The organism is Pseudomonas sp. WS 5411 (assembly GCF_012985595.1).
GTDB classification, from domain to species: domain Bacteria; phylum Pseudomonadota; class Gammaproteobacteria; order Pseudomonadales; family Pseudomonadaceae; genus Aquipseudomonas; species Aquipseudomonas shahriarae.
On sequence record NZ_JAARMC010000002.1, the window covers coordinates 577,185 to 598,667 of the forward strand.

General features: G+C 59.2%; 15 protein-coding genes and 1 pseudogene. 7 read left to right on the top strand and 9 right to left on the bottom strand.

Annotated elements, in window-relative coordinates:
* Nucleotides 1–27: 27 nt before the first annotated feature.
* Nucleotides 28–1,746, bottom strand: coding sequence for a ShlB/FhaC/HecB family hemolysin secretion/activation protein (locus tag HBR93_RS06385; RefSeq protein WP_057957957.1), 1,719 nt, complete (start codon nt 1,744–1,746; stop codon nt 28–30).
* 682 nt (nt 1,747–2,428) lie between these two features.
* On the opposite strand from HBR93_RS06385, the gene HBR93_RS06390 reads away from it, so the two are divergent.
* The 7 genes from HBR93_RS06390 to HBR93_RS06420 all read left to right on the top strand — a co-directional run bounded on the left by HBR93_RS06390 (nt 2,429) and on the right by HBR93_RS06420 (nt 8,496).
* Entirely contained in the window at nt 2,429–3,169 is a 741-nt protein-coding gene (locus HBR93_RS06390; RefSeq protein ID WP_222932490.1) for an SDR family NAD(P)-dependent oxidoreductase, read from the top strand.
* Nucleotides 3,170–3,173: 4 nt separating this feature from the next.
* Complete coding sequence (locus tag HBR93_RS06395; RefSeq protein WP_169960012.1) at nt 3,174–4,373, top strand: hypothetical protein; 1,200 nt, start codon at nt 3,174–3,176, stop codon at nt 4,371–4,373.
* Between the two features lie 143 nt (nt 4,374–4,516).
* Nucleotides 4,517–5,611 (top strand): fatty acid desaturase, encoded by a 1,095-nt coding sequence (locus tag HBR93_RS06400; protein ID WP_169960013.1) that lies wholly within the window; start codon nt 4,517–4,519, stop codon nt 5,609–5,611.
* A gap of 2 nt (nt 5,612–5,613) precedes the next feature.
* The gene (locus HBR93_RS06405) at nt 5,614–6,237 is read left to right on the top strand and encodes a 2OG-Fe(II) oxygenase (protein WP_057957953.1); all 624 of its coding nucleotides are present in this window, start codon (nt 5,614–5,616) and stop codon (nt 6,235–6,237) included.
* 62 nt (nt 6,238–6,299) lie between these two features.
* Nucleotides 6,300–7,199, top strand: coding sequence for a DMT family transporter (locus tag HBR93_RS06410; protein WP_057441728.1), 900 nt, complete (start codon nt 6,300–6,302; stop codon nt 7,197–7,199).
* Nucleotides 7,200–7,312: 113 nt separating this feature from the next.
* A complete protein-coding gene (locus tag HBR93_RS06415; protein WP_169960014.1) occupies nt 7,313–8,107 on the top strand; it encodes a class I SAM-dependent methyltransferase in 795 nt (264 codons plus the stop codon).
* Nucleotides 8,108–8,187: 80 nt separating this feature from the next.
* The gene (locus tag HBR93_RS06420; RefSeq protein WP_169960015.1) at nt 8,188–8,496 is read left to right on the top strand and encodes a hypothetical protein; all 309 of its coding nucleotides are present in this window, start codon (nt 8,188–8,190) and stop codon (nt 8,494–8,496) included.
* A 3-nt stretch (nt 8,497–8,499) separates the two neighbouring features.
* Here the strand turns inward: HBR93_RS06420 and HBR93_RS06425 are convergent, their stop codons facing one another.
* The 8 genes and pseudogenes from HBR93_RS06425 to HBR93_RS06455 form a co-directional block, all read right to left on the bottom strand.
* On the bottom strand, nt 8,500–9,933 hold the full coding sequence (locus tag HBR93_RS06425) for a PLP-dependent aminotransferase family protein (protein WP_057441722.1): 1,434 nt from the start codon (nt 9,931–9,933) through the stop codon (nt 8,500–8,502).
* A gap of 413 nt (nt 9,934–10,346) precedes the next feature.
* Nucleotides 10,347–12,929: pseudogene (locus tag HBR93_RS06430) on the bottom strand (autotransporter domain-containing protein).
* A gap of 101 nt (nt 12,930–13,030) precedes the next feature.
* Nucleotides 13,031–13,159 carry a hypothetical protein gene (locus tag HBR93_RS26895; protein WP_262377258.1) on the bottom strand — a complete coding sequence of 43 codons (129 nt, stop codon included), beginning with the start codon at nt 13,157–13,159 and terminating at the stop codon, nt 13,031–13,033.
* A 151-nt stretch (nt 13,160–13,310) separates the two neighbouring features.
* Complete coding sequence (pgaD, locus tag HBR93_RS06435; RefSeq protein WP_169960016.1) at nt 13,311–13,778, bottom strand: poly-beta-1,6-N-acetyl-D-glucosamine biosynthesis protein PgaD; 468 nt, start codon at nt 13,776–13,778, stop codon at nt 13,311–13,313.
* Nucleotides 13,775–15,121 (bottom strand): poly-beta-1,6-N-acetyl-D-glucosamine synthase, encoded by a 1,347-nt coding sequence (gene pgaC, locus HBR93_RS06440; protein WP_169960017.1) that lies wholly within the window; start codon nt 15,119–15,121, stop codon nt 13,775–13,777. Before pgaC ends, pgaD begins: the two co-directional genes overlap by 4 nt.
* Before the next feature lie 3 nt (nt 15,122–15,124).
* Nucleotides 15,125–17,125, bottom strand: a complete 2,001-nt coding sequence (gene pgaB, locus HBR93_RS06445) for a poly-beta-1,6-N-acetyl-D-glucosamine N-deacetylase PgaB (RefSeq protein ID WP_169960018.1) — start codon at nt 17,123–17,125, stop codon at nt 15,125–15,127.
* Between the two features lie 12 nt (nt 17,126–17,137).
* On the bottom strand, nt 17,138–19,588 hold the full coding sequence (gene pgaA / locus HBR93_RS06450) for a poly-beta-1,6 N-acetyl-D-glucosamine export porin PgaA (protein WP_169960019.1): 2,451 nt from the start codon (nt 19,586–19,588) through the stop codon (nt 17,138–17,140).
* A gap of 327 nt (nt 19,589–19,915) precedes the next feature.
* On the bottom strand, nt 19,916–21,412 hold the full coding sequence (locus HBR93_RS06455) for a YdgA family protein (protein WP_057957945.1): 1,497 nt from the start codon (nt 21,410–21,412) through the stop codon (nt 19,916–19,918).
* Nucleotides 21,413–21,483 lie beyond the last annotated feature (71 nt).

Genomic DNA, 21,483 nt, shown 5'->3' on the forward strand with positions numbered 1-21,483 from the left:
AAATTCTCGATGCGGCTAGGCGTTGAATTACAGGTAGAAATCCATCCGGAAGTAGATCGGCGCTTCGCGCTCGCTCATCACTGCCGGACGTTCCAAAGAATGGGCAAAGGTCACGCTGGTGCTGACATTCTTGCCACGGGCGAACAGCTCCACGGAGTTGCTGGAAACCCGGCCGTGGACAGTGTCGTTGTAGCGGTCATTGCGGATCACGCCCTGGTCGTAACCCAGGCTCACGCCGTACTCGCCGAAGGCCGGGCGCAACCAATCCACCAGCACCGGCCGCGCCCAGCGCAGGTCGTTGCGCCAGTAGCCGCCGCTGTCACCGTTGAGTTGCTGGTCCTTGAAGCCGCGCACCGAGGATGAGCCACCCAGGCTCATGCGCTGCGGGCTGAACAGTATGTCTTCGCTGCGTTGGCCGGTGGCCAGGCTGGTGAAACTGAACGACTCGCCCCACAAGGTGAACGGCTGCAGGTAGCTGACGGTGGCGGTGTATTTGCGGTAGCGCGAATTGGGCTGACGACTGCCAAACTCGCCGCGTTCGTCCTGGGACTGGGCATCGAGCAGGCCAATGCCATTCTGCATGCCCAAATCCATGTTGACGAAGGCACTGCCGACCCGCCGACCGTGGTTGATGCCGACCTGCATTTCACTCAGGCGAGTGCTGCTGTCCAGGCGGGTGGTGAACACATAGTTATTGGTGCGCAGGTGAGCCAGGCCGACGTTGACCGAGGTCTTGCTCACGTCATCACGATGCACCACGCGCTCGGCGCGCAGTTGGTGGTTCTGGCTGTCACCCGATTGCTTGAAGCTGAACGTATCGGCCTGGCCCAACGCGCGGTAATCGCTCTCGCTGTAGGTGTAGCTGAAGTTCCACCAGCCCCACGGCACGTTGTAATAGAACATGCCGTTTTTCGAAGTTTTCTGGTGATCGCTGATCGCATCATGGCCGCCGCGCAACACCAACTGGTCCGCCAGGCCCAGGGGGCTGTCCCACTCAAGGCCGGCGCCCCACTGCTGCTCGCCAGTGCTTTTTTGCCCGTCGTTATTGCGCGACAAGCTGGCGCGCCAGGGCTTTTGCGGGTTGTTTTTCACCAACACCGAACTGCCGCCGACGGCTTCGCCGGGGGCCAGTTCCATTTGGGCCTGGTTGGATGGCAAGCGGTTGAGCTGGTCGATGGCCTGCTCGATTTCCCGCAGGTTGAGCAGGTCGCCGTTTTGGCCAGGAAAGGCCATGGCCAACTCGCGTGCCGAGAGCTTGCTGTTATCCGCGCCTTGCAAACTTTCGAGCTTGCCTTCGACCACCAGCACCTGCAGATGCCCTTTGGACAAATCCTGCTGCGGCAAGTAGGCACGGCTGGTGACCATGCCCTTGTCGATGTAGTGATCGGTGACGGCCTTGAGCAGTTGATTGAGCTGGGAAACGCCCAGACACTGGTCGATGTAAGGCTTGATCAAGCGCTCACGCTCGGTGGCGGACAGGCTGTCGGCGCCCTTGAGTTCAATGGTCTTGATCGGGAAGCAACGGTTATCCACCGGGGCGGTGGGCGCTGTGGGTTTGACTTCCTTGCCGGGCAATTCCTTGAGGTCTTCGAGGCGCCGGCGCTGCTCTTCGAGCAGGCGGTTTTGCCGCTCGCGGATCAGGTCCTGATCGCCAGGCGAAGTCGCGGCCACTGCGCTGTTTGACCCACAGAGGGCGAACAGGGCAATACACAGGGAATACCGAATCCGTGGCAATAACGAAGGCATTTTCGATCCATCGAGTAACAAGGGGCGGCAAACTAACATCGAACTTCCACCCAGCCAAAACTCCCGGCTAGTTGAAGCTAAAAATTAAATCACCCGTAAGCTGCTGATTAATAACGATAAAAACTATCAGCAACAATTAAATGCTTGTATTCGGAATTTTTATTCCGACAAGCGGTATCAGTTTTGATACAGCTTTCGGCACAACTTGAAAGTTGCCATTAGTTAGCCATCAATGTTGTGCCGAGATGGGTTAGTAGCCAAATAAGCGGAAAAGTTCGCGGCTATTGTGTGAATTGGATCCCATTTCTGACGACAGGCATCGCAGCCCCCCCTGACACCACCTCCTCCCGTGGAACTGGCTTGCCAGCGATAACGGCCGTTACAGCGCCGCCGACTGTCAGTTGCCCAGCGTCATCGCTAACGACCACCGCCGGGTCGGCTCCTAGAGGGTCGCGCACGGGAATGGCATCACAGATCTGCCTTCGCGGCTGTGCCGCCCTCACGAACGCCAAAAATAGCCCCCTTCAACTGTCATGGTCGCAGCACCAGACAGTTTGCTGCCCCCCCTCATCGCCGTACCGGTACATCGCCTGGGATGCTTTCTAATCTGCGGGAGCTCACTAGGCACCGACGCGTCTGCTCTCCAGTTATCCATAAAAACCACAATCAAAAGGGGCTTCAATTGAACAGTGACGTGACGGTTGTCGTAACTGGGGTGACATCTGGCATTGGGCTGGCATGTGCCAGAAAGTTGATCGCGCAGGGCAACAAGGTCGTCGGCATCGGGCGTCGTACCGAACGGCTATCTGCAATAGCCGATGAGCTGCGCGAAAACTTCTATCCGTTGACCAATGATGTTCGGGACAGTGCACAGCTCAAGACTTGCTTGAAAGGCCTTCCTGCCGAATTTGCAGACATTAGTAAACTTATCAACTGTGCAGGTTTGATCCAGGGCCAGGGCACACTGTTGGATGTCTCGGACGAGCATGTATCAACCATGTTGGATACCAACATTAACGGCTTGATCAATGTCACGCGGGCCGTATTGCCAGCACTTATAAAAAGTGGCTGCGGGCATGTGATCAACCTGACTTCGATCGGTGCTCATTATCACTATAAAGGCGGGCACGTTTATGCCGCCTCCAAAGCATTTGTCGATCACTTTGGCCGGTGCCTGCGTACGGAGTTGGTCGGTACTAAAGTGCGCCTGACCAACATCGCGCCCGGCAAAACCCGCTCGGAGTTTGCCCTGGTTCAATGTGCAGGCGACCAGTCCCTGGCTGACCGGGCGTATAGCTCCCTGACGCCACTTGAGCCAATGGATGTTGCAAATTCTGTTCTTTGGGCCCTGCAACAGCCGCAACACGTCAACATCAACAGTATTGAACTAATGCCTGCCGACCAGAAACTTTCGTACCGGTGAACCTATGAGCCAATCTCTCGCGCACTATTACGTCAGAAACAAACTTACGCATAAACTTATCAGCAAGCGTGTGTTGTCGCCGATATCGCTTTCTCAAATGCCGCCATCCGACTTGGTCAAGGCACTTTGCATCGAAGAAGAAGTTACAAAACTGTCGGCCGTATATGCACAGTTTCAACATTCAGATGATGTGGTTACGGGGCTCCCTCGCTACATGCCCTTTTATCGTTTTATCCAGTCAAAGTTCCCTGGCTTTCAGTGGGAAGTGCGCACACATCAAAACAAGAAAACGCTGGTTCTGAACAAGCCGTATATCAATCAAAGCCGCCCGTCGCTGTTGAACTTGCTGCTCTGTGCGGTAAACGACAACACCGCGACAACGCCAGCCTTGAAAGTACGTTATCCGGCCATGCGAGCGCTGCCAGATGCTCTGGTGGTGGACCTGGAGCAGGCGTTTAAACGGCTGTCATTCGCCCAATCGGCGCCTCACTTTATCGCGCGTTTCGCCGAGACCCTAGCCAAGGGGCTTGCCGGAGAAATCGTCACGCTGGTTTCCCCCGTATGCCCTGATTATGGCTACGAGAACAAAAACGGGCGACTTCGCTACACCTTCGATTATTTGGGCGAAGGCATCGGGCTGGTGGCCGGACGTGTAGTCAAGACCCTGCCCGACTTACAGGCAGTGTTGCAAAAACACGGCATTGAGACACGCATCGCCATCGCAGCCGGGGATTTTGAAGGGTTCGACGAGCGTACGTTGAGCCGTCTCAAGGAAACACGCGAAGGTTTCGCCCACAAACTGCGAGTCAGCCAGCAGAAAATCCTCGACCGCTTGGGGCGGGACACCGAGACGATCATGATCGCCGAGGCGGCCGGTGGGAAGGACATCTGGAACGCGCTGACAGCGCAGGCCCAGCAACGCCTGGCAATCGGGGATAACGGTTGCATCGTCGACAACGATCTGGACTACGCCGCGATCTTGAATGCGAGGCTGGCGCTCTATCAGGCCTGGCATCAACAGCGCAGTAATGAAGAGTTGATGCAGGTGCTGTATGCCCAGGGAGCGGAGTACGCCGCGATTGGCAAAGTGTTTGCCCAGCAGTGGACCAACCCCATAGTGATCGGCGCCGATCACAATCGCATGCAGCCATTCTATTGGCTGTACAGCACCATCCCCGTCCTCTACTTGACCAGGGTCTACTGATGAGTCCGGGGCAAGGTGCACGTCACCACACTCACTACTGTCAGTACGGGCCACGGGGCGATGTTCGAGCGGCCTATGCCCACCTGCCCTTTCAGGGGCTCTGGACGTGGCTGACCGGTAAGGGTCAGGCGCGGACAGCGCAGGTGTTGCAGCGTGAAATGGAGAAGACCGGGGAACGCTACCTGGTGGTTCATCTGTGCTTTACATGGGCCGTGATAATCGCCTTGGTGATGCTCGGCCAGGCCGTTCTGCAGGGCGCTTTTCAACCCGCTACTGCGGTGCTGCTGGTACTGATGGCCTGGGTCTTGATGGTCAATCGCCTGCGTAGCCTGCAAGCCACCTTTCACTACCTTACCCACGGTGCCGTACTCAAGGACAAGACACGGGCGCAGCGCTACGCCAGGTTATTTCTGAGCACACCGCTGCTCTATCAGGACTGGGACACCTACAACCAGAGCCATGTGCGCGAGCACCACAACATCCGCGTGCTGTGTTCTGACGAGGACCCCGACCAACGCTTTATCCGGGCGCAAGGGTTCTACCCGGGAATGCCTGAAACAGCGTACTGGTTGCGAGTGTGCTGCACCCCGTTTCGCCCTACTTATCTGCTGCGTCAATGGCGGGAGACATGGCTTGACTGCTTCGTGCGTCTTGACCGCCGCGCAGCGCTGTTTCGCTGGTGCTTCTGGGGGGTGGTGCTGGTGCTTTTGTGGGCGACGGGCGGGTTACCTGCTTTCGCATTGATGTACGTGATTCCTCGCGCCGTGCTGTTTGAACACTCCATGTGGCTGCAATTGTTTACCGAGCACCTTTGGTTTTATCAACGGGACGCTCGGCGCAGCGAAAAAGACCACTACGGCCGCCTGACCTGGGGTCGCTACCAGGGCCGCAAACCGCCGGAACGCGGCATCATCGCCCATCTGATCTGGGGTTTGCAGTGCGTGTGCCTGGACATCCCCGTGCGGATGTATGTGTACCCGCAAGACTTGCCGAACCATGACGCGCATCACCGCCGCCCCAACGTGCACTTCCGGCACATCGCCAACTATCGCGCCAGTCTCGAGCAACAACCCTCGCCCTATGGCCCGTTCCTGGAAGTCTGGGGGTTCATGGCCGGGCTGTATCTGATTCGCGACCACTTGTGCCGAGGTGTGCAGGAGCCTTTCGGCCCTCTCGAAACCACTGTCTCGGACACTCATAACTGCCCGTTCTCCACTTCCACCTCTCAAGGAGCCTGACCATGCAAGAGACGATTCAAGCAGCCAATCAACAGTTGCACACCGACGCCTACGCACGCCTCAAGGCTTCACAACTGTTCTCAGATGAAGATATCGACTACTTGGAGACCGCGTGCCAGGTCATCCCCAAAACCATCATTAAAATCGGCGATGTGGGCGAAGAAAACTTTTTGGCGGTTGGGCGCTTCATGGAAGACCAAAAAGGCCAGTTGCCCGTGTATCGGAACACACCGTATGGCGAACGGGTGGTGGAAATTCTCTCGTCAGGCAAAAGCCGTGAGTTTTTCAACGGCATCATGGAGGGAGAGTGTTTTATCCGTCGTTGCCAATCCAACCTGCTGGAGGCTGGGAACTATATCGGTAAGCACATTGATACCTACAGCAACCTGGAATATCGCTACTCGGTGGTCATTCAGTTCGGCAGGCAATACGAAGGCGGCGAGTTCTTTATCGAGCATGAAGGCCAGGAGTCGCAGTTTAAAACCGGCTATGCCGATGTGCTGATCAATCGCTGCGAAATCCCCCATGGGGTACGCAAGGTACAAAGTGGCACACGTTCATCGTTGGTATTTTTCCTGAGTACCAGCCCCCTGGATAAACCCAACCTCAATAACAAACAGATCTGACCGGCCTGCGCATCCACCCGCATGGGCGGATGCACCACCGGCGAAACCAAAGGAAACGTCCCATGACGCAAACCAATATCGCCAGCTTTCAAGAATCAAAAAACCAGGACTTGCAAGCCTACTTCCTAGGGCTCATTTCGGTCGCAGCTTTCGCGATGACCCTACCGGCGGCCAAGATACTCGCGGGCGATCTAAGCGCCCTGCAAGTCGGTTTTTTCCGGTCGGTGCTGGCAGCGTTTGCGGCAATTCCATTTCTGATTCTCGGCCGAGCCAAGCTGCCCACTCGATCGCAAATCAAACGAATGCTGCTGACATCCACCGGGATCGTTTACGGCTTTCCAATCCTTACCGCCCTTGGCATGCAATACGTTCCCGTGAGCCACGGCGGCGTGGTGCTCGCGGCGCTGCCACTGTCTACGGCTATCTTCGGCACGCTGATCACAGGTACCCGCCCCTCCAAAATGTTCTGGGTGGTGTCGAGCCTGGGTTTCCTGGTGGTCATGACCTATACCGTGATCAACTCGAATGTCTCGGATATCTACATCGGTGACTTGGCACTACTGGGCGCCGTCATGCTGGCCGGCTTTGGCTACGCCCAAGGCGGCGCGCTGTCCAAGGAACTGCCGGGCTGGCAGGTCATGTGCTGGACCCTGGTCATCAGCCTGCCTGTGTTACTTCCGGTCAGCCTCTGGCTGTATGACGGCGAAGCTATTGCCAACCTGCCTGGCCAAGGGGTAGCAGCCCTGCTCTTCCTGGCGCTGGTCAACTCGCTGCTGGGCTTCTTTTCATGGAACCGTGCACTGGCACTGGGGGGCATCCAACGCATTAGCCAGTTGCAGTTGCTACAGCCGTTCTTCACGTTTGCCTTTTCGATCTGGCTGATGGGTGAGCTCTGGAACTGGTTGACCCCGGCCGCATGCGTCGTGGTAATCGTGCTGGTCTGGTTGTCCAAGCGCATCTGAACCGGAGCGTGCGCCGGGCAACCGGCGCGCCCTTTTTCACCTCGCCCAAGGTGATGCTTAGAGGGGCTTGCAGCCCGACAGCCACATCACCTCCCCTAAACGGAGACCTCCCGATGACTGCCTCAAGCTTTTTCCGACCCTTTTTCGAGTTGCAGGAAAGGAACGCCCTGCCTTATGAAACCAACACGTGTTCGCAGATTCACCGGGCCAACGGTGCGATCGAGTTGCTGGCAATCAAAACGGGGGAGCGGGTGCTGGATATCGGCTGCGGTGATGGCTATTGGAGTGAACAACTCGCTCGCCAGGGTGCGGAGGTGGTGGGGTTCGACTCCAGCCCCGAGAAGGTGAACGCCGCACGCTCGCGCAACCTTGAGGTGAAACTGGGCAATGCCGAAGAGCTCTACTTCCACCAGGAATTCGATGCGGTATTCAGCCATGCCGCCCTACATTGGATGCGTCATGCTGATCAAGTAGCCCGTGGCGCCTTCATGGCACTCAAACCCGGCGGGCGGTTTGTGGGTGAGTTTGCCGGTGCGAAGAACGCCCTGTTGATCCGGCGGGCCATCCATGAGGCCCTGGAACGCAGGTCCGTCGATGCGCAGGACATTGACCCTTGGTATCTGCCCTCCGCCCACGAGTACCAACAGGTGTTGGAGCAGGTGGGGTTCCACGTCACGTTCATCAGTTGGTTCGAGCGCCCAATGGTGCTGGATTACCCCGTCAGCGAATGGATAAAAACCTATGGCAGCCCCTATTTAGCCGCTTTACCGGTAGACGCACACGCGCAGTTTCTGGAGGAGGTCACGGAGGAACTGGCCAGCGACCTGCTGGACTCCAGCGGACATTGGACGGTGGACTACACACGGCTGCGCTTCAGGGCTGAAAAAAAACTGACCCACGCAGTCTGATCTAACCGAGTGCGGCTGATGTCATCCATCAGCAGGCATCAAGAACACTCCCAGCAGTAAACGGGGTTAACGCTATGCCCATGAAAACCAACGGACTGGCCCTGAAGTCGTTTTACGCAGACGCTCAGGTCTGGTCCGGCCAGGACGGGAAACCGTTGTACTGGATCGACAACATCAGCTTGGCTGTCAATGGATTGGAAATCGCTGAGGATTCATCCATCCAAATGCTTCACGACGATGATGACGTGCAGATCCTTACCGGCAACATCTACTCTTATGAAGACCTGGGAGAGGTAGCAACCCTGGCGGAGTACTTCAAACGCTGGCAACGAAACCTCGACCCGGCGCAACATTCACCGCACGATACCGGGTCACGCATCAAGCCTTGAGGGTCAGGCGTCTTGTTCAGTCTTGCCTGTGAGCGCAGTTTCACAGTCCAGTTGGGCATCAATGAAGTGCTTGAACCGGATATCGTTGCAATGACTGACGTTCAAGCGAATGTACTGATCATAATCGTGCGTGTTACTGAACAGTGATCCAGGCGCCAGGAAAATGCGGGCATCGTGTGCCCGCTCAATCAGGCGGCGCAGATCCACGTGCTGAGGAAACCGCGCCCACAAGAACACCCCCTGCGCACTGGCATCGTCAAACACCACCCCCTTGTTCCCCAACCACTCCCGCGCCCGGACACGCTCCTGCGTCACCCGCTGGCGCAAACCATCCAAATGGTGTCGATAGCGGCCGGACTCCAGGGTGTAGGTCACGATCGTCTCGTCCAGTGATGAACCGCACAACAAGTTGTACATTTTCTGTTCGATCAGTCCCTCGACAAACTTCGCCGGCGCCACCACATACCCAAGGCGCAATGCCGGGCTAAGTACCTTGCTGAATCCGCTGATATAGAAGGTGCGGTTCCATTCATCCAGGCTGCTCAAGCGCAGGGTTTGCCGGGCACATAACGAACCGAAGATATCGTCCTCGACAATATGAAAGTCATACTTCTGCGCCAACGAAAGAATCTTGAAGCCCTTGGCCGGCGAGGTATTGCCCCCGGTAGGGTTGTGGATCAGGGTCTGGGTAAGAAACAGTTTTGGTCGATACTGGATCAACATGGCTTCCATGGCCTCCAAGTCCGGGCCATCTGCCATGCGGGGGACGGTGATGATGTTGAAATCCCGGTCTTTGATCAGCCGCAACTGCAGCAGCAGGTAGCTTGGATCCTCGACCAACAGGTAATCACCAGGCTCAAGCATAACACTGCGAATCAACGAGAACGCATGGGTAGCCCCCACAGTCACCACAATCTGGCTGCTGGAGGCATTGATCTGAATTTCCCGCAGCTGTCGCGCAATCACCGAACGCAACTCCTGCTTGCCCGCAGCAGGCGCCGGGGCACTACAAGACAGCGTGCTGCGAATCAGCCGGCCGGTCACTGATGCCGGAACGGCGTCCGCCAACCAGGCAGGTGGAAAATACCCTGAACTGACAGGAATATCGTATTGGGAAGGATCCAGCGCCCGATAAAGAAAACCCGCGTGCAAACTGGATGGCGCAATGATCTTGTCCAGATCCTTGGAAACGTCCGGAGCAGTGGGCGCAAGAATGTAGTAACCCGCACCAGGCCGGGACTCGATGACCTGTTGGGCAACGAGATCCTCGTAGGCACTGCTCACCGTAAAAATACTCACGCCCAACTGTTTGGAAAGTGCCCTGACTGACGGTAAACGGCTGCCTTGCACCCATTGAAAAGATTCGATGCGGCGGATGATTTCGCTGCGAATCTGGTCCACCAACAGTACTTTGCTGCCGCGATCTATCTCGAACATCTCAATCCTTTATAGAAATAATCGCCATTGGTGGTAACTGGCCATCGTAAAGACTGTGATCAACAGTCTCCCTGACAGCACATGCCTGCCCAGCAAACTCTTGGGGCCTTTTAAAGTGGAGTTTTCACCAAATGCACAGAGCTGGCAAATTGTCACGACGTGCCCTCGTCGTGTCAGGTGACGCACCTGCCTTTTTTGATGAAAGAAGAAGCAAATAGGGGGCCAGACAATCAGTAGCGGTTGAATCGTGGTTTAAGCCTGTTTTCCCCCAGCGGTTGGAAAACCTAGCCTTGCGCAATCGCTACGATTTGATTGGGCGACGGTTGAGTCTGCAGAGCACATAAAACGAGCAATAAAAAAGGGCCAGACCCCGATTAAAAATTCAATCGTGGTCTGGCCCCCGGTTTTTCTACTTAAAACGCGTACCGCGCCTTAACCATCACCCCATCGGCATCAAACCCACTGCGAGCCTGACGGGTGTAGCTGGCGCCGACGCTGAACGCCGAGACCTGGTAGTTCACACCCACGCTGGCCTCATAGCTGTCACGCGCTACCGATGCGCCGGTCACGCTGAACGTCGAACCACCGTTCACAAAGCTGGAAGTCTGCGCCACGCGATCCCCCATCAGGTCGTGATAGGCCATCACGGTCGCTTCCGGTTGCAGAGTGCCGGCACCCAGCGCCAGGTTGCCTGCCACACGCAGGCCGGCGCCCAGCTCACCGACTTCGTAACGTTGGGAACCAGTGTTCAGCGCCGCCGAAGAGCCCTTCTCATGCAGGCTGTCCATGTGCACGCTGGAGTAACGCGCGGCGACACGCGGTTCGATCAGCACACTGTCCGACGCTTTGAAGCTGTAACCGCCCACCACACTGGCCGACAGCGCCTGGCTGTCGTAGCTGCCCTTCGCTGTAGTGCCGGTGACATGACGCTTGCTGTCGTTGTCGTTGACGCCATAGCTCAGGCTGCCATCGACAAACCAGTTCTGCAGCGACCAGTTGCCATACAGCGACAGCGCGTTGCCCTGCACTTCAGTCTTGTTGCCCAGGTCCGAATGGATATTGGAGTTGAGGTAGCTGTACGCCACACCCACACGGGTGCTGTCGTTCAAACGCCCGTCCACGCCGACGGCCACGCCGCTGCTGTTGGCCGAGTAACCGTTATCGCCACCGCGACCGTCCTGGTCCATGTTGCTGCTCAGGCCTTGCACCCACACGCCGCCACGCTCGCTACCATCGCGCTGGCCGGCCAGGCGGTTGAGGATCGTGCCGTTGATCACGGTCTGCCCAGACAAGGCCACGTCCAGCGCGCCACGGTTTACGTCAGGCTTGAGCTGTTCGCCAATCTGCGCCAGTTGCTGGGCGCTGCCGGCGTTGGCCACGGCCTGGAACACCGGATCACTCTCATCCAGTTGCCCAAGCACGTCATTTTTCACTTCGTTAACGGCAGTGATAACCGGCTAGGTGGCGCCGACATTGGTCAGCTCCTCTTGCACCTGCTGATCTCTCTTCAAGCCCACCACGGCCTTGACCGTCTGCGCATCGGCCGAGTAGCTGAGCACATCGAGCAACGACGAGCTGCTGGCGACCGTCAGGCCGTTGTTCTGCACGCTGCTGGCTTGCAGCAAGGTGTATTCGGTGCCGCTGGGGGCTGCGGTGAAATCACCGGGCTTGGCGCTCAAGGTCACGTTGGAGCCCTGGGCGAAGTTCGCAGCGCCGCTGACCGTGAGGTAAGGCGTGGTCGGTACGACGCTATTGGACAGGCGCATATCAACCCCAGCGCCGCTGGCTACATTCAGGTCGCCAGTGATAGTGGTGCCGGCGCCGGACAGGTTCAACGAACCCGCGTTGACCGATACCGGGCTGCCAATGCGCGCGCCGGTAAAGTCGGCCTGGCCGTTGATGTTCACAGCCGTGACACCGAGCACATCACCGACGATTTTGCCGCCGCTCCAGTTCAGGCTCGCCAGGTTGGCCGCGTCGATGGCGGTGCCAGAGTTGCTGCGGATTTCGCCGGCTTGCTGGTTGATTTCGAAGGGGGAGGTTTGCTCGTCGATATCTGCATAAATGGCTACGCCATCGGCACTGATGGTGCCTCGGTTGACGATGCCGCGAGAGCCGGGCGCACTGTTCTGAGCGAAAGTTGCTCCGTGGAAGTCAAAAGCATCAGCCTTTTCGCCTTTTGCTTCGATCGTGCCGGTATTGAGGATGTAATCGACAGTGCCGTCATGAAACACCACGCCAGCGGAAGCAGCGCCGTTCGCGGAAATCAGGCCACTGTTTTCGATCCTCAAGGGAGATGTGGAGGTTTCCACCTCGAAAGCCCAGGAGTCGTCGCCCGTCACAGACAACGTACCGGAGTTGAGAATCTTGCCACCTATGCTGATCGGGAAGACGCCGCCTCGGTCAAGCAGCATAGCAAGCGAGTTGACGCCCATCATCCGTATCACGCCAGTGTTGGAAACATCCCCCGCCACCGTGGTGCCATGCAACCGGATGCCATCGCGAAAAGTCCAGGGATTGGATACTGGGGCCGTGGATTGAATGGTCCCGGAGTTGATCACGCTCCCGCCAATATTAGTAGCGCCGATCTCAAAGGCTTGAAACGCCCCGTTACTCTGGGTGATGTCGGCTGCCTGGATAACATCCCCCGTGATGGTGCTACTTCCTGGATTAGCGGTCAGTTGCAGAGATGGGTCCACGGCGAACCCGTGAATGTCGAGCCCTTGACCATCCAAATTAATATTTGCACGATTGATCAACGAGCCCTGAATGCTCGTATCAGCGACACTCACCCCCATCCAATTGCTAATGCCTCGGCTAGCGGTCACATTCGTGGGTTGAGTCACCGTTCCGGTGAAGGTCAGTGATTCACTAAACTTCTCACCGCTCCAGGTGCTCTTGCCTTGGCCAAGATCCACTTCAACGGCCAGCACTTGAGTGCTGATTGCCCCAACGATTAAAGCCAGCAGGCTTTTTTTAAACGGCTTTGGCTTCATGTAAAACTCCATGTATGACTGGGGCTCCGCTCACGATCTCGCGGCAGCAGGTATAAAACCGAAACAGCCTGTTGAGCCCTTGCACTGAGCGACGACCTGCATCATTTGAGCTGATCAATGGCCAGCTCAATTTCCCGCAGATTGAGCAAGCGTTCGCGGTCATCGCCGAACAGGTTGTCGGCACACAGGCTCTCAAATTGAGCGAGGACCTCATTTTGATTAACAGCCAACCCATTGATTTATAACGAACAACTACTCATCAAACGTTTAAAGGCGCGCAACTCCGTGATTGTCAGCGGGCCGCCGAGGCGAGATAAATAGGAGTATTCCTAAATCTATTGGCGAATTTTCCCACAATAAAAGGTCGCCTTCCCTACGCGCCTAGTTTTCCTGCCCCACCACCAGTTTCAACCCTGGCCGCCGCACCTCACGGGAGTGATGCGCCGTCACCGCCTGCACCCCGCCCTCCTGATCGTTATGAATCACCAACACCCCCGGCCGGCGCAGTTGCTCAAGCTCGCCTGCCGCCAGGCGGAAGCTCTCGCTCAAGCCGTGGTCGCTCAACGCCTTGGTCGCCGAGCGCCGCTGGGCAAACTGCTTGCCGCGTCGTTGTTGGTAGCGCGCCCAGACGATCAGCAGCACCGCGTTGAACAAGGCGATCCACAGGTAGATCTGCAAGGTGTTCAGCGCGGCAAAAATCGGTGCATCGATGCGTGGGCCACCATTGCTATCGAGCATCGGCACTAGGCCGCGCACCAGCAGGATCACCAGGCCGGCCCAGGCCATCAGGGTCAGGAAAATATCAATGGCCTGCATCACAGGCCGCTGTGGGGTACGGATCAGGTTCATGGCTTAACTTCCTTGGCAGGTGCCTTGATGCCGCGATCCGGGCTGACCCAGCGCGCGCGTTTTTGATGTTGGCGGAACAGGACTTTGGGGAAGCTGACCAGGGTGGTGAACAGGCTCACCAGCCAGAACACCAGCGGGTACCAGACGGTCCAGAACAGGGTTTTCCACAGGCCGCGCTCGTAGCGCCGGTCAATCATGATGCTCACGGCAAATTGCACCAGGCACACCACCGCCAGCAGCAACCCGGTGAAGGCCGGCGGCATCAGCGAACCGACGGCAATCGCCTCGGGCAACGGCACCACTTTCCCTACGCCCCAGAAGATCACCGACAGCAGGAAAGTGAAGGCCCAGCCGGTGGACAGGCAGTACTCGAACAGCAGCGGCCACAGGTAGCGATGGCGCCATTGCCAGATCCCGCGAATATTCTTGAACAGCACTTCGGCGCCGCCCTGGGCCCAGCGCAGACGCTGTTTCCACAGGCCGCCGAGGGTTTCCGGCATGAGGATCCAGCACAGCGCACGCGGCTCGTAGAAGATGCTCCAGTGGTCCAGTTGCAGCTTCCAGCTCACGTCGATGTCTTCGGTGATCATGTCAGTGCTCCAGTAGTCGACCCGGTCCAGGGCCGCCCGCCGAAACGCCACCACCACGCCGGACACGGTGAAGATCCGCCCGAAAACCCGCTGGGTACGCTTGATCAAACCAATGATCGAAGAGAACTCGCCCACCTGTACCCGACCAATCAAAGTCGAGCGCGTGCGGATGCGCGGGTTGCCGGTGACCGCGCCAAGCCGTGGGTTGTCGAGCATCGGCGCCACCAGATAGGCCGCCGCGTTGTGGTCGAGCAAAGCGTCACCGTCGATACACACCAGGTATTCGCTGCGCGCCGCCACGGCGCCCATGCGCAAGGCCACGGCCTTGCCCTGGTTTTGCGCCAAGTGCAGCACGCGCAAGCGTGGCTCCAGCAGCGCCAGGGCGTCGAGCACAGCGGCGGTGTTGTCGCTGGAGCCGTCGTTGATCGCAATCACTTCCAGGTTGCGATAGCGCTGGGCCAACGCCGCGCCGATGGTCTCGGCGGCGTTGTCGCCTTCGTTGTAGCAAGGGATCAGGATCGAGATCAGCGGCTCGCCTTTGAGCACCGGCGCCGGGGTGTCATCGGACCACGGCCAGTGGCGCTCCCAGTGCAGCCAGAAGTACAGGCCGCCGGCGATCCACAGCCCGGACATGAACAACGGGTAGAAAAACACGAACTCCATCAGGAACTGCCCGGTGACCAGGAAGATCAGGCCCAGGGGCACACCCAACACCAATGCCAACACGAGAAGAGCAAGGATTCTGTCGAACATGAGTCAAGGATTCCATTTGTTGGAAAGGGCCGGACGCACGGTGTTCAGATCCGGCGAATTCTCCAGGAAGTTGTCGGGGTAGTAGCCAAAACTGCTGGCACCCTGGCGCTTGAGCACACCCATCCACTCGGCCATTTGCACGCCGGAAATGTCCGGGGCGGCTGGAGTGCGCCAATCCTTGGCCTGTAGCTCGAAGACCGTGCGCTGCATCGCACCGGGCCGGGCCTTGACCGTGGCCACGAGCTTTTCCAGCCAGGCGTTGGAGTTTTTCAGTGACTGACCTTCCATCAATGGCATCGCCATCGGCGCGGTCCAGTCGTAGTGCTTGAGGAAGTCGTCGAGGTTCTGCGCAAACCAGGCTTCGCTGGCCGGGTTGAGCATCGGCTCGGCGAAGATATTGCGCGCGGTGAGCACTTCCGGGCCGCGCAGGGCGCGGACCTTGGCGGTCAGTTCATGGGTGAAGTCGATCAGGTACCGGCTCTTGAAACGGGTCCAGCGCTGCATCACTTCAGGGTCGGCGCGCAGCGCCTGGATGCTGCCCGGCAGGCCGTTGGCGGCGTAGGTTTTCAGGGCTTGGGGGCTGGCGTCTTCAAAGTCAGAGAGCACGGCGTCATCGTGGAACAACACACCGTGGATAGCGCTGGTACGGGCCAGGTCTTCGTAGATCTCACCAATGACTTTGCGCACCTGGGGATCGAACGGCGACAGGCGCTGGTACTGTTTCGGGTCGACAGCCACCTTGCCGGTGGCCGGGTCCCAGCGGCTGACGCGGGGTAGCTTGGCATCCAGGGCAAAGCTCAGCACGGGCATCCAGGCGTAGACTTTGACCAGGCCGGCACGGGTATGCAGCTGCCAACTGACACGGTTGAACAGGTCTGCGCGCATCGGCAGATGGCGGTTGGGGAAGTACAGCGAACGCGCCAGGCCATCACCCTTGGGGTCGGCAAAAGCCTGAAGGAACACGGTGTCGACGCCCATGTCCAGCACACGCTGGACCAGCGCGTCGAGGTTGCGCACCTCCTGCGCCTTGTCCGGGTCGTAGACATGATCGAGGTCCACATGCAGCACGCGCATCGGTGCTTTGACCTGCGCCGAGACCATGCTGTTGGCGAAGTCCTCACCGTACGGGTCGTTGTCCACCAGAAAGCGCGGGCTGCTCATCAAGTTGCCGAGGTTGTCGAGGCCGTCCTCCAGGGTCAGGGCCATCTGGTAACCCTGCTCACCCACCACCGCCAGAGAAGTGCCATCCGCCGCCCCATACGGCCATACCCACACACGCGGGGCCTTGCCGGTAACGGCGCGGATCTTATTGGAAATCGCCGCGACGTCGGCGCGCATCCGCGCCCGGAACTGCGCTTCGGACTCATAACTGCGGGTGACCGGGTCATAGCGCCGGGTGGCGGCGGCCGGTTCCTGGTTGCCCTGGGGGTTGGCCAGCACGCCCTTGTGGCTGGCGTCGGTGTGGGCGGCGATTTCCACCAGGCCCGATTGCGCCACTTCGCGCACTTGTTGCCAGGTCAGAAACTCCCCGCGGTTACGCGGCACGCCGGCAAAATCCACCGGCTGGTTCAACGGCGTGTCGACCCAACTGCCCACTGGCGCCAGCACGGCCGGCCACCGGTAGGCACGCAGGATCGGCATAACGCGGGTGTAAAAGCTCGAATAACCGTCGTCGAAGCTGAGCATGACGGCTTTGGGCGGCAGCTCTGGCCCGCCGGCACGGGCAGCGAGGACCTGGTCGACGCTGACCGCCTGGTAGCCGTTCTCGCGCAGCCAGGACAACTGTTCGATCAGGCGTTCGGTACGCACCGCCACCACTCTCTGGTCGGGGTCACGGTCGTTGACATCGTGGTAGGCAATGCCCAGGAAATGGTTTTTCGGCCACGGCGCTTCGTTGACCGGTTTGAGTCGTTCAGCAGGTGGCGTAAAAGGCGCGGGGGACTGGGCACAGGCACTGCTCAGCAAAAAACCCAGGGCCAGCAGGCAACGGGAAACAAGGGTCATGATCGGACTCTTCTAGAAACGGTAAGTGAGGTCGACGATCAGGCGCACATCGCTTTCGCGCTCACCGTCATAAGGTCGGTTGATCCAGCTCAGGTTGGCGCCGGTTTCCAGTACGTCGTTCCAGCGATAACGCTGGCCGTAACTGAGCAAACCTATCGCGCCGGTGGAGTAATCGCGCTGGCTGTAAGTGCCCGCACCGGCCTGGAACTGCTGACTCCACTGGGTTTCGTAGCGGTGATAAAGCACATGGTTGACGCTCACCGTGGGCAGCACGCTGAAGTCTGAGCGCGGGTTGAAATACGCGGCCTCTTCCTTACTGTTGCGGCTGGCGGCGACTTCCAGGCCAAGGTCCACTTGCACGCCCGGCGAGCGGTAGACACCCTCACGGCCGATGAGCGACGCTTCGATACGGTCGTTACCGTCACTGAAGTGGGACGGGCTCAGGGACAGTTTCCACTCACGGCTCTCGTTGGCGCTCCAGCGGATAAACCCGCTGCCGCCGTTGGCGGTGACGTTGGCATTGAGCGCGCGCAACGGCGTGCTGGCGGCCAGGTAGTCAAGACTGCCCCCGTACTGCCAGTGGTCGTTGATGTCGCGGGCAATCGCCAGGCGTGCGCCCTGCTTGGTGCCTTTGCCGTAGGAGTGATTGGAGACTTCGGCCTCCAGGGTCATATCACGGGTACGCCGCTCCACACCCAGGCGCTGCCAGCGGTGGTGGCCCGTGCCTTCTTCAAAGTCGGCGGTGGCGTAGCCGATACCGCCGAATATCCGCCAGTCTTCATCGATGGGCGGGCTGTAGAGCAGGGTTTCGATCCCCCAGTCACGGCTACCGGCAACCGCCCCGCCGCCATGGCTTTTACCGGTCTCGGCTTCGATACGCAGCTCGGCCATCTCATGCACTTTGCGCAGGCGCTGGAGGCGTTGGACCTGGCGATTGTCCGGGGCGCGGGCGACCACGTCATCGGCGAGCATATCGAGCTGGCGCCACTCCTGCAGATCCAGCGCGTTGTAGCCTTGGGAGACTTCCAGGTCGATATGGCGCGGGTTCTGGTTTTCGGCGTTCTTGAGGGCAACTTCGGCACGTCGCGGCCAGGCGCGGGCGCGGAACATGTCCGCCTGGGCCACGCGCATGCCGACATTGCCGGGCGAGGTGCGCACCAGGGTTTCCAGGCTTTTTTCACTGGTCGGCAGATCGGCGCCGTAGGTCGCGGCCTGGGCCGCCAGTTGCTGGGCGGCCAGCCACGCGTCGTTGGGGTTACCGAGGGGCAGCCCCTTGAGTTCAACCCGAGGTTTTTGCGTGCTCGCCAGGTCGTTTGCGACGGCGCGAGCTTCGCGGGTCTGGTCGTTTTCCAGCAGGGAGTAGTACAGCGCGGTGCTGTCGACCACTTGGTTGCTGGGGTCGGCATCCGACGCGGTCACTGCCTGGCGATACAGCGGCGCGGCCTTCTCGGGCAAACGCTGGTCGAGGTAGGCGGCGGCCACCCAGCGCAGGGCGTAGTTGGGCAGTTGCACGCCTTGAGCTTGCAAGGCTTCGTAGTCGTGGAGCACCTCGGCGGTACGTGCGCGGGCCTTGAGCGCGCCCAGGCGGTCGATGCGCCAGCGCACCACATCGTCATGGGCACTGGCGTCCGGGGTCCAGGTGGCGAGCAGTTGGTCGTAATTCTTGAGGGCGCGGTCGGCGATCACAAAGCGTTCGCTTTCACTGCGCGTCGGGAATTCAGCCAGGCGCACGCGTTCGGCAGCCAGGTCGCCTTCCAGGCGGCGCTGGGTCACCGGGTCCAGCAAGCCGGGGTGGCGGGCGCTCAGGCGCAGGGCCGGTTCCGGCATACGTGCACGTTGCAGGGCGATCAGGTATTCGCGCACCACCTCGGGCTGGTTACCGGCGCGGATAAACGCCTGGTCGAATTCGAACAGCGAATCATAGGGCTGCCCGGCACGGGACAACGCATAGCCCAGGGCCATACGCCGCTCGACATTCTCGGGCTTGGTCGCCACCAGGGTGCGGGCACGCTGCACGGCTTCGGCGGTTTTGCCGCCATCGGCCAGGGTCATGGCCAGGCCCAGTTGCAGGTCCGGGTTGCTCGGTTCGCGCAGCAAGGCCTGGCGATACACCGCCTCGGCGGGGGCCCAGCGCTGTTGATTGCGGTAGGTGCGGGCCACGGTGGTCAGCGCTTGGGCGGTCAGTTGGCGCTGGCGCCCCTGGGCCTCATAGACCTTGAGTACTTCGTCATCCTGGCGCGCCCAACTGGCGATCAACAGGTGATCGCTGACCTGGCCAGAGGTCTGGCGCTCGGCAGGCAATTGGCGCAACAGGTTGAGCGCTGGCGTGTAGTTGCCGGTACGGGCCTGGCGAATCAGGGAATCATAGGCAGGATCGGCCACGGCCAGGGTCGGCAGCAACAAGGCAGCACCGATCAGTAGACGCAGGCGGCCAGGGCCAGAGGGAGAGAAATTACGCAACATGTCGTCAGCTTCCTTACTCGGAAAGCTGTAGCGATAGGTTCGCCTGTACAACACGCATCAGGCCGCCGGTGTCTGATGACCCGGCCAAGCTTTCCTGGGCGCAATATCCCTGAGAGGGATATGGAATAGGACAAATTAGGACAATTGTTCAGAATCGTCCTAAAAGCCAGTGGAGATCAAACGTGGGGCTTGTGTGGGAGCTGGCCTCTGTGGGAGCTGGCTTGCCTGCGATGGCATCACCTCTGTTTCACTGACACACCGAGGTGATGCTATCGCAGGCAAGCCAGCGCCTACACAAACCGTATTCCTACAGGGGGTCGGGCAGCCTTATTGCGCGCCGCTGACCGCACCCAGCTTGCCCAGTACGCCGCCGATAAACTGCTCGACGGTCATTTTCTGGCCATTGAAGGTCACTTCATTGTTGGCGTAATGCAGCTTGGCCAGGATGTCGTTGCCTTCCAGGGTCGCCAGTTGCGTGCCCACGGCCATGCCACTGACCATCTCGCTGGCCATCTGGGCCTGCTGCTCGATGGCTTTGGGGTCAGTCACACCACCGATCTGCGCTTGCAGGGCGGCCACGTCAGCGATCATCGGCTTGGACAGGGTCAGGTTGGCATCCAGCAGCGTGATCATCTGCTTGGCCAGTTCAACCGGCGGCAGCTCCATGGTGGACGGCTTGGTCAGGTCTACCACCAGGTTGAAGCGGCTTTCGCCATTGGCGGTCTTCAGGGACAGATTTTCCAGGGCCACTTGCGGCTTGGCGGCCAGCAGCAGATCAACGTTGGCCTGGGCCAGCACTTGCTCGGCTTCGCTCAGTTGCAGCTCAGGAATCGGTTGGCCGGCAGCCTGGGCAGCCTGCACCGGTTGCATCTTGTCCTGATACAGCTTGGTCAGCACCATGGTCGATGGCACATCGATGTTCTTGACGCTCACGGCCATGGCCGCCGAACCCACGGGTTTACCCTGGTAACCGATCTCGGTGATTTTGTAGTCGACGCGACCGTCCAGGTTGTTGTCCTTGGTATCGCTGCTGTCTTTCTGCTCGAACCCTTTGACGGTCAGCACGGCTTGTTCCGGGCCAAAGGTGAACGTGCTGTTGCTCAACACGACGGTATTCTGGCCGACATAAAAACCGAAGCTGCTCTTGGTCAAGTTACTGGCGAGGGTCAAGCCATTGAGCTCTGCCTGGAACGGTGCCCCCTTGGGGTCGACCAGGGAGACCTTGAGGGCGTCCATGTAACCGTCGACCTTGATCTCTGTCGCCTTTTCGGTGTTGAAGTAGTCCATGTTCAGGCCGGAGAAGGTGACGCTGGTGGTGCCGTCCTTGTACTCCAGGGGCAGCAGCTCCAGGTTGCCCGTGACCGAACGGTTGAAACCGATGTTGGCGACGCCTTTGACCGGCGAAACGTCCTTGGTGGCGGCGAACCATTTTTCGGTGGTCGGGTTCTTCTCAAGGGCCAGGTGACTGGTAGCCAGCACTGGCCACCACTTCAGGGTGACCAGGCGTGAGACCGGCAGCGGACCGTGTTCGATACGGTCGACAAACAGCAGTTCGCTGTCTTTGAACTGTTCACCGAACACCGCGCCTTCAGCCTTGAGACGGAAGTGGCCGGTGCTGCTGAACCAGCCGCGATCCAGGGAGACCATCTCCAGGGTCATACGGCCATCGACGCCGGCCAGGGAGCGTTCCATCTCCTTGTTGGCGTCTTCGATCGTGGTTTTAAGCACACCTTCCAATTGGCTGCCGGTGTACCAGGCACCGCCGGCACTGACCACGCCGACGGCGGCAACAAAACCCAAAAGTACAACGGCTGATTTATTCATGAAGTGTCCTGATCCAATCCTGTGCGAAGTGGGCTGTCTTCCCTGAACCCCGAAGTGGGGCGTCGGCTCAA